Below are 13548 nucleotides of genomic sequence, written 5' to 3' on the forward strand. Positions count from 1 at the left end.
CGGGCCGGTCAGCTCGCCGCCGGGCGGGACGCGGCCTCGCCGGCGAGCGCCTTCAGCAGCGCCAGGTTCTGCGGGCCGGGCGCGATCTCGCCGCGCTCGATGCGGCGGGCGAGATCCACCACGGCGGCGTTGACGGGCGCGGCCCCGCCGTGCCGCGCATGCGCCGCGACGACGAGGCCGTTGAGGTCGTCGACCTCGCTGTGGCGGCCCTTCATCCAGTCCTGCAGCACCGTGGTCTTGGTGTGCGGCAGCACGAAGCCGGCGAGCAGCGTGTCGAGCAGCACCTCGACCAGCCGGTTGGTCTGCCGCACGTCGTCTTCGGTCAGGCCGAAGATCGGCAGCACGCGGTGCCCCTGCAGCGCGCCGGCGTCGAGCGCCTCCTGCCCGGAGCGCAGCATCAGCTCGCGCATGCCCGGCATCGCCGCCGCCTCCAGCATCGGCACGCCGAGGATCGCCGTCGTCACCAGCGTCGTCGCGTTGCTGACCAGCTTCATCCACTTCGCCGCGCGGATGTCGTCGACGATCTCCACCGTACCGACGTGGCGCAGCAGCGCGGCGATCTCCACCTCGCGGCCCTTCGCCGCGGCGTCGATCGCGCCGACCGCGAACCACGAGCGCGGCGGCGGCGAATGGCGCTGCACCACGCCGGGATCGAACATCATCGACGAGATCTCGATGACGCAGCCCATGGTCCGGTGCGGCCCCACCACCTCGGCGATGGTGTCGGTCGTCATGCCGTTCTGCACGCCGGCGACGAGGCCGTCCGGCTTCAGATACGGCTCGATCAGCTGGCAGGACCAGCGGGTGTCGTAGGCCTTGGTGACCAGCAGCACGACGTCGAACGGCTCGCGGAACGTGCACACGTCGCAGAGGTGATGCGCCCGCACCGGCACCGTGAGCGTCTCGTCCGGCATCTCGATGCGGGCGCCGTGCGCCCGCATCGCCTCGACATGCGCCGGCCACTGGTCGATCAGCACGACGTCGAGGCCGGCGCGGGCGAGGTCGGCGCCGATCGAGGCGCCGTTGGCGCCGGCGCCCAGCACGGCGATTCGTTTGGTCTCGGACGAGGTCACGCGGCACTCCATGTGAGAACGAGATCGAGTGAGAACGAGCTCATGTGAGACACCTTCCGGAGGTCGCCGACCGAAGCGCGACGCGGGGCTTGACGAAGCGGCACCGGAGCGTGTGCGATCGGGCCCCGGCTTCGCTCCGGTCCCTTCCGTCTCTCCGTCACGCACCGTGGAACACCCCCGCCATGGACCATCCGGACTGCCTGATCGTCGGCGGCGGCAGCGCCGGCGCCGTGCTGGCGGCGCGCCTCTCCGAGGATCCGGGCCGCCGCGTGCTGCTGGTCGAGGCCGGGCCGGACACGCCGCCCGGCGCCGTGCCGGCCGACATCGCCGACACGTTCCCGACCTCGTCGCTGGCGCCGCGGTATTTCTGGCCCGGCCTCACGGCGACCCGGAAGCCGGGCGGCGCCGCCTACCCGTTCCCGCAGGCCCGCGTGATGGGCGGCGGCTCGAGCGTCATGGGCCTGTGGACCCTGCGCGCCCTGGCGAGCGACTTCGCCGCCTGGGAGGCCGCCGGCGCCGACGGCTGGAGCTTCGAGGAGGCGCTGCGGCTCTACCGCGCCGTCGAGCACGACCTCGACCGTGACGGCACCCGTGCCGCAGGACGGAACGGCCCGCACGGCCCCTATCCGGTGCGGCGGGTGCCGCGCGCCGAATGGCCCGCCTATGTGGCCGCGATGGAGCGGGCCGCCGCGGCGCGCGGCTTCGCCACGATCGAGGACATCAACGAGGCGCCGGGCGACAGCTTCTTCCCGATGCCGGTCGCCCAGGACGCGCAGGTCCGCTCGACCAGCGCCGGGTGTTATCTGACCGCGGCGGTGCGCCGGCGCCCCAATCTCGCGATCCTGGCCGACACGCAGGTGACGGCGCTGCGGCTCGACGGCCGCCGCGCTTGCGGCGTCGCGGTGCGCCAGGGCGGCGCGACCCGGACGATCGCGGCCGGCGAGGTGATCCTGTGCGCCGGCGCCATCCACTCCCCGGCCCTGCTGCTGCGCGCCGGCATCGGCCCGGCCGAGGACCTGAAGGCCCTCGGCATCGCCGTCGTCGCCGACCGGCCCGGCGTCGGCGCCAACCTGCAGAACCATCCCTATCTGCAGTTCGCCCTGACGCTGCCGAAGCCGGCCCGCATGCCGGCGGCGCTGCGGCGCTTCGCCATCGCCGGCCTGCGCGTCTCCTCCGGCCTGGAGGGCTGCCCGGCGGCGGACCTGCTGGTCTTCGCCATCGGCCGCGTCAGCCCCTATTCCTACGGCCCCGATCTCGGCATGGTCGGCGCCGCCCTCTACACGCCGTTTTCGCGCGGGCGCGTCGCCCTGCGCAGCGCCGACCCCGACGAGCCGCCGGCGATCGCCTTCGCGCTGTTGCAGGACCCGCGCGATCCGCCGCGGCTGCTGACGGCGGCGCGGCTGGTCGAGGCCCTGCTCGCCGATCCCGCGGTCACCGCGACCTATCGCGACGCCTTCCTGCTGCCGCCCGTGATGTCGCTGCAGCAGTTCAACCAGCCCGGCCTCGCCGGGCGGCTGCGCGCCGCCGCCGTCAAGGCGATCGTCAACGCGCCGGCGCCGCTCGCCCGCCTCGCGCTGAACCGGGCCCTGGCGCCCGGCCGCTTCGTCGGCCACCGCGCCGGCCGGGTGCGCGTGCCGGACGACGAGATCCTCGCCGCCGCCGCGCCGATGGCGCATCCGAGCGGCACCTGCGCGATCGGCCGCGCCGGCGATCCCCTGGCGGTGGTCGATCCGCATTGCCGGGTTCACGGGATCGCGGCCCTCCGGGTCGTGGACGCGTCGGTGATGCCGACCGTTCCGAGCGCCAACACCAATCTCACCACCCTCGTGGTCGCCGAGCGCGCCGCCGAGCTGATCCGCTCCGAGACGCGATGACGCGCACCGGCGCAGCGCCGCGCGCCGCGCCGTCACGGTGCCGGCAGGCCGCTCGCCGCGGCATCCTCGGGCTTCGGCTGGCGGGCGCGCCGCCAGCGCGACACCACGCCCATCACGCCGCCCGGGACGAACAGCGCGATCAGGATGACGATCATGCTGAAGATCACCCGGTTCACCTCGGACGTCACGGTGACGCGCAGCATGTCGGCGACCAGCAGCACGATCGGCGCGCCGATCAGCGGGCCCTGCCAGAAGCCGGCGCCGCCGATCACCGCCATCAGCACGACGTTGAGCGAGATGTCGAACGCGAACGTCCCGGTCGGCTCGATATAGGCGATGCGCTGGGCGTAGAGCCCGCCGACCACCCCGGCGATGAAGCAGGTGACGGCGTTGACGGCCCACTTCACCTCGACGGTGCGCACCCCGACGATCTCGGCGGCGTCCTCGTCCTCGCGGATGGCGACCAGGGCCCAGCCGATGTTGGAGTGCTCCACCGCCCACACCAGCGCCGTCACCAGCACGGCGAGGCCGAGGAAGACGAAGTAGAACAGCCGCTCCACCGCGATCGGCTTCAGCGGCAGGGCCGGCAGGTAGATGCCGAGCGCCCCCTGCGTGATGGTCAGGTCGAGGGCGAGGATCTGCACCGCGAAGGTGACGATCATGGTCACCAGCGCGAAATAGGCGCCGCGCAGCCGCAGCGTCGGGATGCCGATGGCGAGCCCGGCGATCGCCGCCGCGACCCCGGCGAGCGGCGCCGTCAGGAACGGCGACAGCTCGTGGTACTGGAACAGGATGCCGGTCGTGTAGGCGCCGATGCCGAAGAAGGTGACGAGGCCGAAATTGAGATAGCCGCCGTAGCCGCCGAGCAGGTTCCAGGCCTGGGTCAGCACCACGTACATGAACACGGTGGCGAGCGTGCTGAGCACGAACAGCCGGGTGCCGAACAGGCCGTAGGCCGCGAGGCCGGCGAGCAGCGCGAGCCACACGCCCCACGCGGCGAGCGCCGCCGTCCGGCTGCCGGTCGCCTTCGGGATCAGGAAGACCGAGAACACCTGATTCTCCTAGATGGTCCGGCGCACGGCGCGGCTCAGGCCCTCGCGACGGACCGTGAGGATGACGGCGAGCAGGACGTAGAGGACGAGATAGACGGTGTCGAACGGCATCACGGCCGTGCAGACGCTCTGGATCAGGCCGACCGCGATGCCGGCGGCGAGCGTGCTCGCGACGCTGCCGAGCCCGCCCAGGATGACGACCAGGAAGGCCCAGGCGAGCCACACCACCTGGGTGTTGGGCGAGAACGGAAACACCATGGCGAGCGCGACGCCGGCCGCGCCGGCGCAGGCGATGCCGAGCCCGAACATCACGGCCGACAGCCGGGCGATGTCGACGCCGACGATGCGGGCCGCCTCCGGGTTCTGGCCCATGGCGCGGATCGCCCGGCCCGTGAGGGTGAAGCGCAGGAACGCCCAGACCCCCCCGATCAGCAGGAGCGCGAGGCCGCCGGCGATCAGCCGCACATGGGGCAGCACCACGCCGCCGAGCACCAGCGAGGCGTTGGTGTAGGACGCCGTGACGACCCGCGTGTCGGTCGTCCAGGCGATGGTGCCGAGATTCTCGATCAGCACCATCAGGCCGAACATGGCGACCAGCCCCTGGGTCTGCGCCGCGCTCTGCACCCGCGTGATGACGACCCGGTAGACCACGATGCCGAGCACGAAGAACACCGGCAGCGCCAGGACGAAGGCGACGACGGGATCGACCCCGAAGCGGCGGAACAGCTCGAAGGCGAGGAACGAGCCGAGCATCACGAAGGCGCTGTGGGCGACGTTGACGATGCCCATGACGCCGAGCACCAGGCTCAGCCCCAGCCCGGTGATGGCGTAGATGAGCCCGAGCAGGACGCCGTCGGCGACGATCGAGAGGACGTGGGTCAGCATCGCGCGGTCCCCCTAGACGCCGAGCCAGCCGCGCACCATGGCGCCGAGATCGCCCTCGAAGGCGGAGCGGTCGCCCTCGATGTCGTTGCGGCCGGAGCCGAGCACGTAGACGTAGTCGGCGACCGCGATGGCGGCGCGCACGTCCTGGTCGACCAGCAGGATGGTGCGGCCCTCGGCCCGCAGCGCCTGGAGCTCCTGGTAGACCTGGCGGGCGACGATCGGCGACAGGCCGACCGACGGCTCGTCGACCAGCAGCACCCTGGGGTCCGGCACCAGCATGCGGGCGATCTCGACGGCGCGCTGCTGGCCGCCGCTGAGGCTGCCGGCGGCGCGCCGGCGCAGCGCGCGCAGATGCGGATAGCGGGTCAGCACCGCCTCGACGGCCTCGGCGAGGCGCCGGCGGTCGTTGCGCATCGACCAGCCGCCGAGCTCGATGTTCTCTTCGACGGTGAGGTCCGGGAAGGTCGAGCGGCCCTGCGGCAGCAGGCCGATGCCGAGGGCGACGTGGCGATGCGCCGGCAGGGCGCCGATGTCGTCGTCGCCCAGCATCACGCTGCCGCGCAGCGGCGCCAGGAACCCGGCCACCACCTTCAGCAGGGTCGACTTGCCGGCGCCATTCGGCCCCAGCACCACGGTGATGCGGCCCGCCTCGGCGACGAGGTCGACGCCGCGCAGGATCGGATGCCCGGGGACGTAGCCGGCATGCAGGCCGGCGATGCGCAGCGGCGGGGCGGTCACGCGGCCTCCTCGCTGCGGCCCAGATAGCCGTCGATCACCTTCTCCTCCCGGATCACGTCGGCGGGCAGCCCCCAGGCGGCGACGGCGCCCTCGACCAGGCACACCATCCGGTCCGACATGGCGACGAGGTCCGGCACCTCGTGGCTGACGATCAGGAACGAGGCGCCCTCGGCCGCCACCGTCTCGCGGATGCAGCGGATCAGGGTCGCCTTGATCTGCGGATGCACGCCGGCGAAGGGCTCGTCCATCAGCACGATCTTGGGCCGGGTCACCAGCGTGCGGGCGAACTCGAGCAGGCGCTGCTGGCCGCCCGACAGCTCGCTCGCCACCCGGTCGGCGTGGCGCTCGAGGCCGACGAAGGCGAGCAGCTCCAGGGCCCGGCGGTGGGCGGCGCGCCGCTCCAGCGCGCGCTGGTGCAGCAGCGGCACGAACAGGTTCTGGGTCACGGTCAGGGTGCTGAACACCCGCGCCGCCTGGAAGGTGCGCGCCACGCCGAGCGCCGCGAGGTCGGACGGACGCCGCCCCGTCGTGACGGCGCCGGACAGGCGGATCTCGCCCTGGTCCGGCGCCAGCACGCCGTTGACGATGTTGAGGAGCGTGGTCTTGCCGGAGCCGTTCGGGCCGATCAGCCCGAGCACCGACCGCGGCGCCACCGTGAACGACACGTCCTTCACGGCGACCACGCCCCGGAAGCGCTTGCCGATCCCGTCGACGGTCAGCAGCGCCTCCGCACCCGCCTCGCTCATGGCTTGCCGAGCACCGGCTGCGCCGTCTGCGCCTGCTTCGGCCACACGACCTGGTTCCTGCCGTTCTGGAACTGAATCAGGATCTGGCTGAACACCGGCGTGCCGTCGTCCTGGTAGCGGAACGTGCCGGCCGCGGTCTTGAACTCGTTGGCGTGGATGTAGGCCTTGAGCTTCTCCTGATCGAGCGTCTTGGCGCCCTCCACGGCCTGCTCGATCACCTGCAGGATGGCGTAGCCGACGATCGCGTAGGTCGGCAGCGTCTCGTAGCCGCGCGCCTTGAACACCGCGGCCAGGTCGGCGAGTCCGGGATAGCCCTGGGTCGGCCACGACACCGTGGTGCCGAAGCCGCCCTCGGCCGCCTCGCCGAGCTTCGGCCACGCCGACAGCGTCGTCACCTGCGAGCCGCAGGTGCAGAACACCATCGGCTTGAGTCCCTGCTGATGCACGCTGCGGGCGATGTTGAGCGTGTCGTTCGGCAGGCCGAGCGCCAGCACCATGTCGGCATTGGCCGCCTTGGCCTTCTGCACCAGGCCGTTGAAGTCGGTGGTCGTGGGCGGATACTGCTCGTCGAGGACGACCGGGATGCCGGCCTCCTTGGCGTAGTTCAGGGCGCCGCCCTTGCCGCCGATGCCGGCCCGCACCACCACGGTGAACGGGTTCTGCGAGGTGAAGATCGCCAGCCGCTTGGGCCGCTGCTCGGCCGGCAGGTCCTTCAGCATCTCGAACAGGCCGCGCGTGTAGTCCGGCTCCTGATAGGTGAAGCTGCCGATGATCGAGCCCTTGTTGTTCCTGAAGATGTTGATGCCGACGAAGCCGCCGTTGAACAGGAGCTTGCCGTGCGACATCACGATCGGCACCACGGCGCCGCCCACGAAGGTGGTGTAGGGGGCGATCACGATGTCGACCTTGTCCTGGTCGAGCAGCCGGTTGTACAGCGACTGCGCCACCGTCGGCGTGCTCTCGTCGTTGTAGACGACCATCTTGACCGGCCGGCCGAGCAGCCCGCCCTTCTTGTTCACCTCCTCGAGCCAGCGGTCGTAGACGAACTTGTAGTCGGTCGACGGCTCCGCATAGGCGCCGGTGAGGCCGAGCGTGCCGCCGATCACGATCGGCGCCTGCTGGGCGACCGCCGGCGCGGCGGCTGCGACCGCCAGCGCGAGTCCGGCGGCCACGCCGGCGGCGAGACCGGCGGCGCCGAGCACGCGGCGGCGGGTCGGGTCGAACGTCGTCATCGAGAACCTCCCTGGCGTTCTTGTCGTCGTCGAACGTGTCGGTGTGCAACCCGTCGGTGTTGAACGTGTCGGCGGCGCGTCAGGTCGCGTCGAGCGCCGCGCGCCGCGTCGCGACCTGGGTGATGGCCGACCAGTCCTTCGTCTCCGCCCCGTGGGCGAGGGCGTCGAGATAGTTGTCGCGCAGCACGCTGGCGAAGGGCAGCGGCAGGTGCACGGCCTCGCCGGCGGCGAGCGCGAGCTGGGTGTCCTTCAGCCCGAGCCGCAGGTCGAAGCCGGCCGGCTCGAACGTTTCGCTCGCGACGAGATCCGCGTAGGTGCGGACGATCGGCACGTCGAACAGCGAGCCGACCACGACGCCGAGCAGGTCGGCCGGCGGGATGGCGTGGGCGCGGGCGAGCGCCGCCGCCTCGCCGAGCGACTCGATCATGCAGGCGACGATCAGGTTGCCGGCGATCTTGGTGACGTTGGCGCTGGTCGGCTCCTCGCCGAGCCGCCACGTCCTGCGGCCGATCGCGTCGAACAGCGGCTGCACCCGGTCGATCGCCTCCGGCGGGCCGGCCGCCATGACGTTCAGCTCGCGCCGCGCCGCCATCTCGGGCCGGCCGAACACCGGTGCCGACACGTAGGCGACTCCGCGCGCCGCATGGGCCGAGGCGAGCTCGCGCGCGCAGGCGACCGAGGCGGTCGCCATGTTGACGTGGACCAGCGACCAGGGCGCGCGGGCCAGCACGTCGCTCTCCAGGAACACCGCCCGCATGGCGCGGTCGTTCGGCAGCATGGAGAGGACGGCGTCGCCCCGGACCGCGTCCGCGGCGGTCGCGGCCGCGGTGGCGCCGGCCGCCACCGCCCGGGCGACGGCCGCTTCCGACACGTCGAAGACCCGGACGCCGTGGCCGGCCGCGACGAGATTGCGGATCATCGCGAGGCCCATGCGCCCCGCGCCGACGAACCCGACCTCCATGACGTCTCCATCCCGGATGTTTTTTGGTCTTTGTATGCCAGGCAGGTTAGCGGTTCGCCGCGCCGTTGCAAGCCGGGCGTTGCCGCGCCGCCGGGCGGATCGGCGCGGCCGGCGATCCCCGGGCGACGGGGCGAGTGCCGGCCGGCGCGGCGCGGCCGGTCGTGGTCCGGCCGAACCGGACCGGGAGATCGCGGGCGGTCTTGCGTTTCGGCGACCGGAACCCGGGCACGGAACTTGCTATGATATGTTGGTCTGCTATCGAAGGTCGCGACGAGGACGGTCCGGCACCGCGACGACGACCTCGTGGACCAGGACCGAAGGCGCGGCGGGATCGTCGCGGTGGGAGTGACGGGATGGACTGCACCGCGATGCCGCCGACGCCGCGTTCGGGGAAGCCGCAGGGCGACGGGCCGCGGCGGCACGCGACCGGACGCTGCACGAGCGGACCGCGATGAGCGGGCCCGAGATCGGCTGCCCGGAGATCGGCTGCCAGGAGATCGGCTGCCAGGAGACCGGCCCCCAGGGGATCGGCGCGCGGGTGCCGCGCAAGGAGGACGCGCGCTTCCTGCACGGGCGCGGCGCCTACGTGTCCGACATGGTGCTGCCGGGCCAGCGCGAGGTCGCCTTCCTGCGCAGCCCGGTCGCCCACGCCCGCATCCTCGGGGTGCGCAAGCCCGCCGCCCGCTTCGTCTTCGTGCGCGACGACATGCCGGAGGCCCGGCCGATCCTCGGCCAGTCCGGCCTGCCGACCTACCGGCCGGTCGCCCAGCATCCGCTCGCCCACGAGAAGGTGCGCTTCGTCGGCGAGCCGGTGGCGATGGCCTGTGCCGCCACCCGGGCCGAGGCCGAGGATCTGATCGAGGAGATCGACCTCGATCTCGACGAGCTGCCGCCCGTGATCGACGCGGTCGCGGCGAAGCGCGATCCCGCCGTGCGGCCGCACGAGGACTGGGACGACAACCTGTTCCTGTCGCTGCGCTACGAGAGCGGCTTCGCCGAGAACGCCGCCGCGGCCGCCGTGGTGGTGGAGCGCGAGCTGTCGCTGTCGCGCCAGGCCATGGTGCCGCTGGAAGGCAAGGCCGTGCTCGCCACCTGGGACGCCCGCGCCGACCGGCTGGTCGTCTACGCGTCCAGCCAGGCGCCGCATCTGCTGCGCATCGGGCTGGCCAAGTTCCTCGGCCTCGATCAGCGCCGCGTGCAGGTGATCGCGCCCGACGTCGGCGGCGCCTTCGGCTACAAGTACAACATGCATCCCGAGGAGCTGTGCGTCGCCTGGCTGGCGATGCGGTTCCGCGCCCCGTTCCGCTATGTCGAGGACCGCCGCGAGCACCTGGTCGCCGGCGCCAACACGCGCCAGCACCATTACCGCATCACCGGCTATGCGGATCCGCGCGGCCGCCTGCTGGCGCTCGACGCCGAGGTGACGGTCGACGGGGGCGCCTACTCCAACTGGCACCAGACCATCGGGCTCGAGCCCGGCCAGATCGTCGGCAACCTGCCCGGCCCCTACGCGCTTCCGGGCTACCGGGTGCGCGCCGACTGCGTCGCCACCAACAAGCCGGGATTCCTGCCCTATCGCGGCGTGGCGCGCACCGGCGTGTGCTTCGCCATGGAGCTGATGATCGACGCGATCGCCCGCGCGGTCGACCGCGAGCCGTGGGAGGTGCGCCGCGACAATCTCGTGCCCGCCGACGCGATGCCGTACCGGAACGTCGCCGGGAAGCTGTTCGACAGCGGCGACTATCAGAAGGGCCTCGACATGGCGCGCGAGGCGATCCGGTTCGATCAGTGGCGGGCGCGCCAGCGCGACGGCGAGCCGGACGGCCGGCTGATCGGCATCGGCTTCGCCAGCTACTGCGAGCAGTCGGCCCACGGCATGAGCGTGTTCAAGAGCTGGGGCATGGAGTTCATCCCCGGTTACGAGCAGGCGATGGTGCGGGTCACGCCGGAGGGCGCGATCGAGGTGCGGGCCGGCGTGCATTCGCACGGCCAGGGCATGGAGACGACGCTCGCCCAGGTCGCCCACACGGTACTGGGCGTCGACATCGCCGACATCCAGGTGCTGCTCGGCGATACCGCCGAGACGCCGTTCTCCACCGGCACCTACGCGTCGCGCAGCATCGTGATGACGAGCGGCGCGGTAGCCGACGCCTGCCGGGCGCTGGTGCCGCGGCTTCTCGGCATCGGGGCGCATCTGATGCAGGCGGCGACCGGCACGGTGCGGCTGGAGCGCGGCCGCGTCGTCGGCCCGCAGGCGTCGCTGTCGCTGCGCGAGGTCGCCGAGGCGTGGTACTGCCGGCCCGACCGGCTGCCGCCGGACGTCGACGTCGGCGGGCTCGAGGCGACCGTGGCGCATCGCCCGCAGGTCGACACCGGCGCCTTCTCCTACGCCACCCACGCCGCCGTGGTGGCGGTCGATCCCGGCTTCGGCCATGTCGAGATCCTCGACTACGTGATCGTCGAGGACTGCGGCACGCTGGTGAACCCGATGATCGTCGAGGGCCAGACGCTCGGCGGCGCCGCCCAGGGGATCGGCACGGCGCTGTACGAGGAGAGCCCCTACGACGCCGCCGGCCAGCCGCTCGCCGCCACGCTCGCCGACTACGTGATGCCCGGCCCGGCCGAGATTCCCGACATCCGGATCACCCACATGGAGACGCCCTCGCCCTACACGGCCTTCGGCATCAAGGGCATGGGCGAAGGCGGCGCGATCGCGCCGCCGGCCGCGCTCGCCAACGCCGTCAACGACGCGCTGCGGCCGCTCGGCGTCGAGATCGGCGCGACGCCGCTGTCGCCGGAGCGCGTGCTCGCCGCCATCCTGCGCGGCCGGGCGCCGGCCCGGTCGGACGCCGCGTCGTGAAGGCGCCGGCGTTCGACTATGTGCGGCCGGCGAGCCTCGACGAGGCGCAGGCCCTGCTGGCCGGATCGGACGGCGCCAAGCTGCTCGCCGGCGGCCAGTCGCTCGGGCCGATGCTGAACCTGCGGCTGGCGCGGCCCGCCCTGCTCGTCGACATCTCGCGCCTCGACGTGCTGACGGAGATCGGCGAGGCGCCGGAGGCCTGGCGCATCGGCGCCGGCGTCACCCATGCGCGGCTCGAGGATCTGGGCGACCGGCTCGCCGGCGCGGCCATGGTGGGCACGGTGGCGCGCGGCATCGCCTATCGCTCGGTGCGCACCCGCGGCACCATCGGCGGCTCGATCGCCCATGCCGACCCGGCCGCCGACTGGCCGCTCGCGCTGGTCGCGCTCGGCGCGTCGATCGAGATCAGGACGCACGACGACACCCGCGTGCAGCCGGCGGAGCGCTTCGTGCGCGCCGCCTTCACCACCGACCTCGCCGCCGACGAGATCGTCAACGCGGTCGTCGTGCCGAAACGGTCAGCGCAGGCCCGCACCGGATACTTCAAGTTCTGCCGCAAGGCCGGCGAGTATCCGCTGGTCAGCGCCGCCGTGGTGCTCGATCGGCCGTCGGGCTTCGCCCGCATCGTGATGGGCGCGCTGCCGTCCGGCCCGACCGCCCTCCCCGATCTCGCGGAGACGGTGCTGACCGGCGGTGCCGCGGCGGCGACCGAGACGATCGTCGAGACCGCGGTCGCCGCCGCCGTGCCGGGACTCGACCCGGTCGCGCTGCGGATGCGGGCGAGCGCCGTCCGCCGCGCCATCCTGCAGGCCTACGCATGACTCACGTGACCCTGACCGTGAACGGCGAGACCATCGCGGCCGACCTGGCGCCGCGCACCTCGCTCGCCGACCTGCTGCGCGAGCGGCTGCGGCTCACCGGCACGCATCTCGGCTGCGAGCACGGCATCTGCGGCGCCTGCACGGTGCTGATCGACGACGCGCCGGCCCGCGCCTGCATCGTCCTCGCCGTCTCCTGCGACGGGCAGGCGGTGCGCACCATCGAAGGCTTCGACGACGACCCGGTGATGGCCGAGCTGCGCAGCGCGTTCTCGCGCGAGCACGCGCTGCAGTGCGGCTTCTGCACGCCCGGCATGCTGATCGCCGGCCGCGACCTGGCGCTGCGCCTGCCCGACGCCGCGCCCGAGACGGTGCGGCACGAGCTGTCCGGCAACCTGTGCCGCTGCACCGGCTATGCCGGCATCGTGCGCGCGGTGACGAGCGTCGCGGCGGGCGAGGCCGCGGCGCGGGCCCGGTCGGCACCGCCCGCCGCGCCGCCGGCCTTCCCGGCCGTCGCGGCGCCGGCGGTTGGCGCGTCGGCGGCGGGCGCGACGCCGGTCCCGTCGTCCGCGGTGTCCGCCTCCACCGCCGTCGCGCCGGATCTCGCGGACGCGCCGGCCCCGCCGGCCGGCTGGACGCGGTTCGAGGAGACCTTCTCCATCGCGCGGCCACCCGCGACCGTGTGGGCGGCGCTGTGCGACTTTCCGATGGTGGCGTCCTGCGTGCCGGGCGCCGAGCTGATCGAGCACGGCGCCGATCACGTGCGCGGGCGCCTGGTCGTCGCGGTCGGGCCGATCAAGGCGGCGTTCGCCGGCTCCGCGAAGATCGTCCGCGACGAGACGCGGCGGATCGGCCGCGTGCAGGGCGCCGGCAGCGACAAGGCCTCGGGCTCGCGCTCGCGCGCCGAGGCGACCTTCCGGGTCGAACCGGAGTCGCGGGACGGCAGCCGCGTCGTTCTGGTGGTCGACTACGTGCTGCAGGGCACGCTGGCCCAGGTGTCGCGCTCCGGCGTCGCCCAGGAGATCGGCCGCCGCCTCGTCGCCACCTTCGCGGCCAATCTGGACGCCGCGCTCGCCGGCGACACGGCGCCGGCGCGGACGCCGGCCGCCCTCGACGCCAAGGCGCTGCTGTGGGCCTCGCTGAAGGCCTGGCTCGGCCGGCTGCTCGGCCGAAGCCGCGGCTGAGGCGGCTTCCGTCTGATCAACTCGGCCATTCCGGGGCGGCGCCATCGGGTCCGGCCTTCGGCCGGCCCGACGACAGGCTCCGCGCCGAACCCGGACTCCAGCCGAGACCGCAGAGTTCGCCGTTG

11 protein-coding genes are annotated in these 13548 nt (G+C 73.1%); 4 read left to right on the forward strand and 7 right to left on the reverse strand.

What is annotated here, in order from left to right:
• Nucleotides 1-8: 8 nt before the first annotated feature.
• On the reverse strand, nt 9-1073 hold the full coding sequence (locus J2S22_RS06930) for a ketopantoate reductase family protein (RefSeq protein WP_272775234.1): 1065 nt from the start codon (nt 1071-1073) through the stop codon (nt 9-11).
• 182 nt (nt 1074-1255) lie between these two features.
• Between J2S22_RS06930 and J2S22_RS06935 the strand changes: the two genes are divergently transcribed.
• Nucleotides 1256-2947: a GMC family oxidoreductase gene (locus J2S22_RS06935; RefSeq protein WP_272775233.1), complete on the forward strand. Its 1692-nt coding sequence runs from the start codon at nt 1256-1258 to the stop codon at nt 2945-2947.
• Between the two features lie 32 nt (nt 2948-2979).
• Here the strand turns inward: J2S22_RS06935 and J2S22_RS06940 are convergent, their stop codons facing one another.
• From J2S22_RS06940 to J2S22_RS06965, 6 genes are all read right to left on the reverse strand, one after another.
• A complete protein-coding gene (locus J2S22_RS06940; protein ID WP_272775232.1) occupies nt 2980-3999 on the reverse strand; it encodes a branched-chain amino acid ABC transporter permease in 1020 nt (339 codons plus the stop codon).
• 9 nt (nt 4000-4008) lie between these two features.
• On the reverse strand, nt 4009-4884 hold the full coding sequence (locus J2S22_RS06945) for a branched-chain amino acid ABC transporter permease (RefSeq protein ID WP_272775231.1): 876 nt from the start codon (nt 4882-4884) through the stop codon (nt 4009-4011).
• Between the two features lie 12 nt (nt 4885-4896).
• Nucleotides 4897-5622, reverse strand: coding sequence for an ABC transporter ATP-binding protein (locus J2S22_RS06950; protein ID WP_272775230.1), 726 nt, complete (start codon nt 5620-5622; stop codon nt 4897-4899).
• Nucleotides 5619-6368 carry an ABC transporter ATP-binding protein gene (locus tag J2S22_RS06955; protein WP_272775229.1) on the reverse strand — a complete coding sequence of 250 codons (750 nt, stop codon included), beginning with the start codon at nt 6366-6368 and terminating at the stop codon, nt 5619-5621. Before J2S22_RS06955 ends, J2S22_RS06950 begins: the two co-directional genes overlap by 4 nt.
• The gene (locus tag J2S22_RS06960) at nt 6365-7600 is read right to left on the reverse strand and encodes an amino acid ABC transporter substrate-binding protein (protein ID WP_272775228.1); all 1236 of its coding nucleotides are present in this window, start codon (nt 7598-7600) and stop codon (nt 6365-6367) included. Before J2S22_RS06960 ends, J2S22_RS06955 begins: the two co-directional genes overlap by 4 nt.
• A gap of 79 nt (nt 7601-7679) precedes the next feature.
• Entirely contained in the window at nt 7680-8561 is an 882-nt protein-coding gene (locus J2S22_RS06965) for an NAD(P)-dependent oxidoreductase (protein ID WP_272775227.1), read from the reverse strand.
• 451 nt (nt 8562-9012) lie between these two features.
• Here J2S22_RS06965 and J2S22_RS06970 point away from each other — a divergent pair, with 451 nt between their 5' ends.
• Genes J2S22_RS06970 through J2S22_RS06980 form a run of 3 tightly spaced genes read left to right on the forward strand, consistent with a single transcriptional unit; the run spans nt 9013 to nt 13423 of the window.
• Entirely contained in the window at nt 9013-11421 is a 2409-nt protein-coding gene (locus tag J2S22_RS06970) for a xanthine dehydrogenase family protein molybdopterin-binding subunit (protein ID WP_272775226.1), read from the forward strand.
• Nucleotides 11418-12242, forward strand: coding sequence for an FAD binding domain-containing protein (locus J2S22_RS06975; protein ID WP_272775225.1), 825 nt, complete (start codon nt 11418-11420; stop codon nt 12240-12242). The genes J2S22_RS06970 and J2S22_RS06975 overlap by 4 nt, the downstream gene beginning before the upstream one ends.
• On the forward strand, nt 12239-13423 hold the full coding sequence (locus tag J2S22_RS06980) for a xanthine dehydrogenase family Fe-S subunit (RefSeq protein WP_272775224.1): 1185 nt from the start codon (nt 12239-12241) through the stop codon (nt 13421-13423). The genes J2S22_RS06975 and J2S22_RS06980 overlap by 4 nt, the downstream gene beginning before the upstream one ends.
• Nucleotides 13424-13548: the final 125 nt, after the last annotated feature.

This window comes from Rhodoplanes tepidamans (genome assembly GCF_030813915.1).
Taxonomy (GTDB): Bacteria; Pseudomonadota; Alphaproteobacteria; order Rhizobiales; family Xanthobacteraceae; genus Rhodoplanes; species Rhodoplanes tepidamans.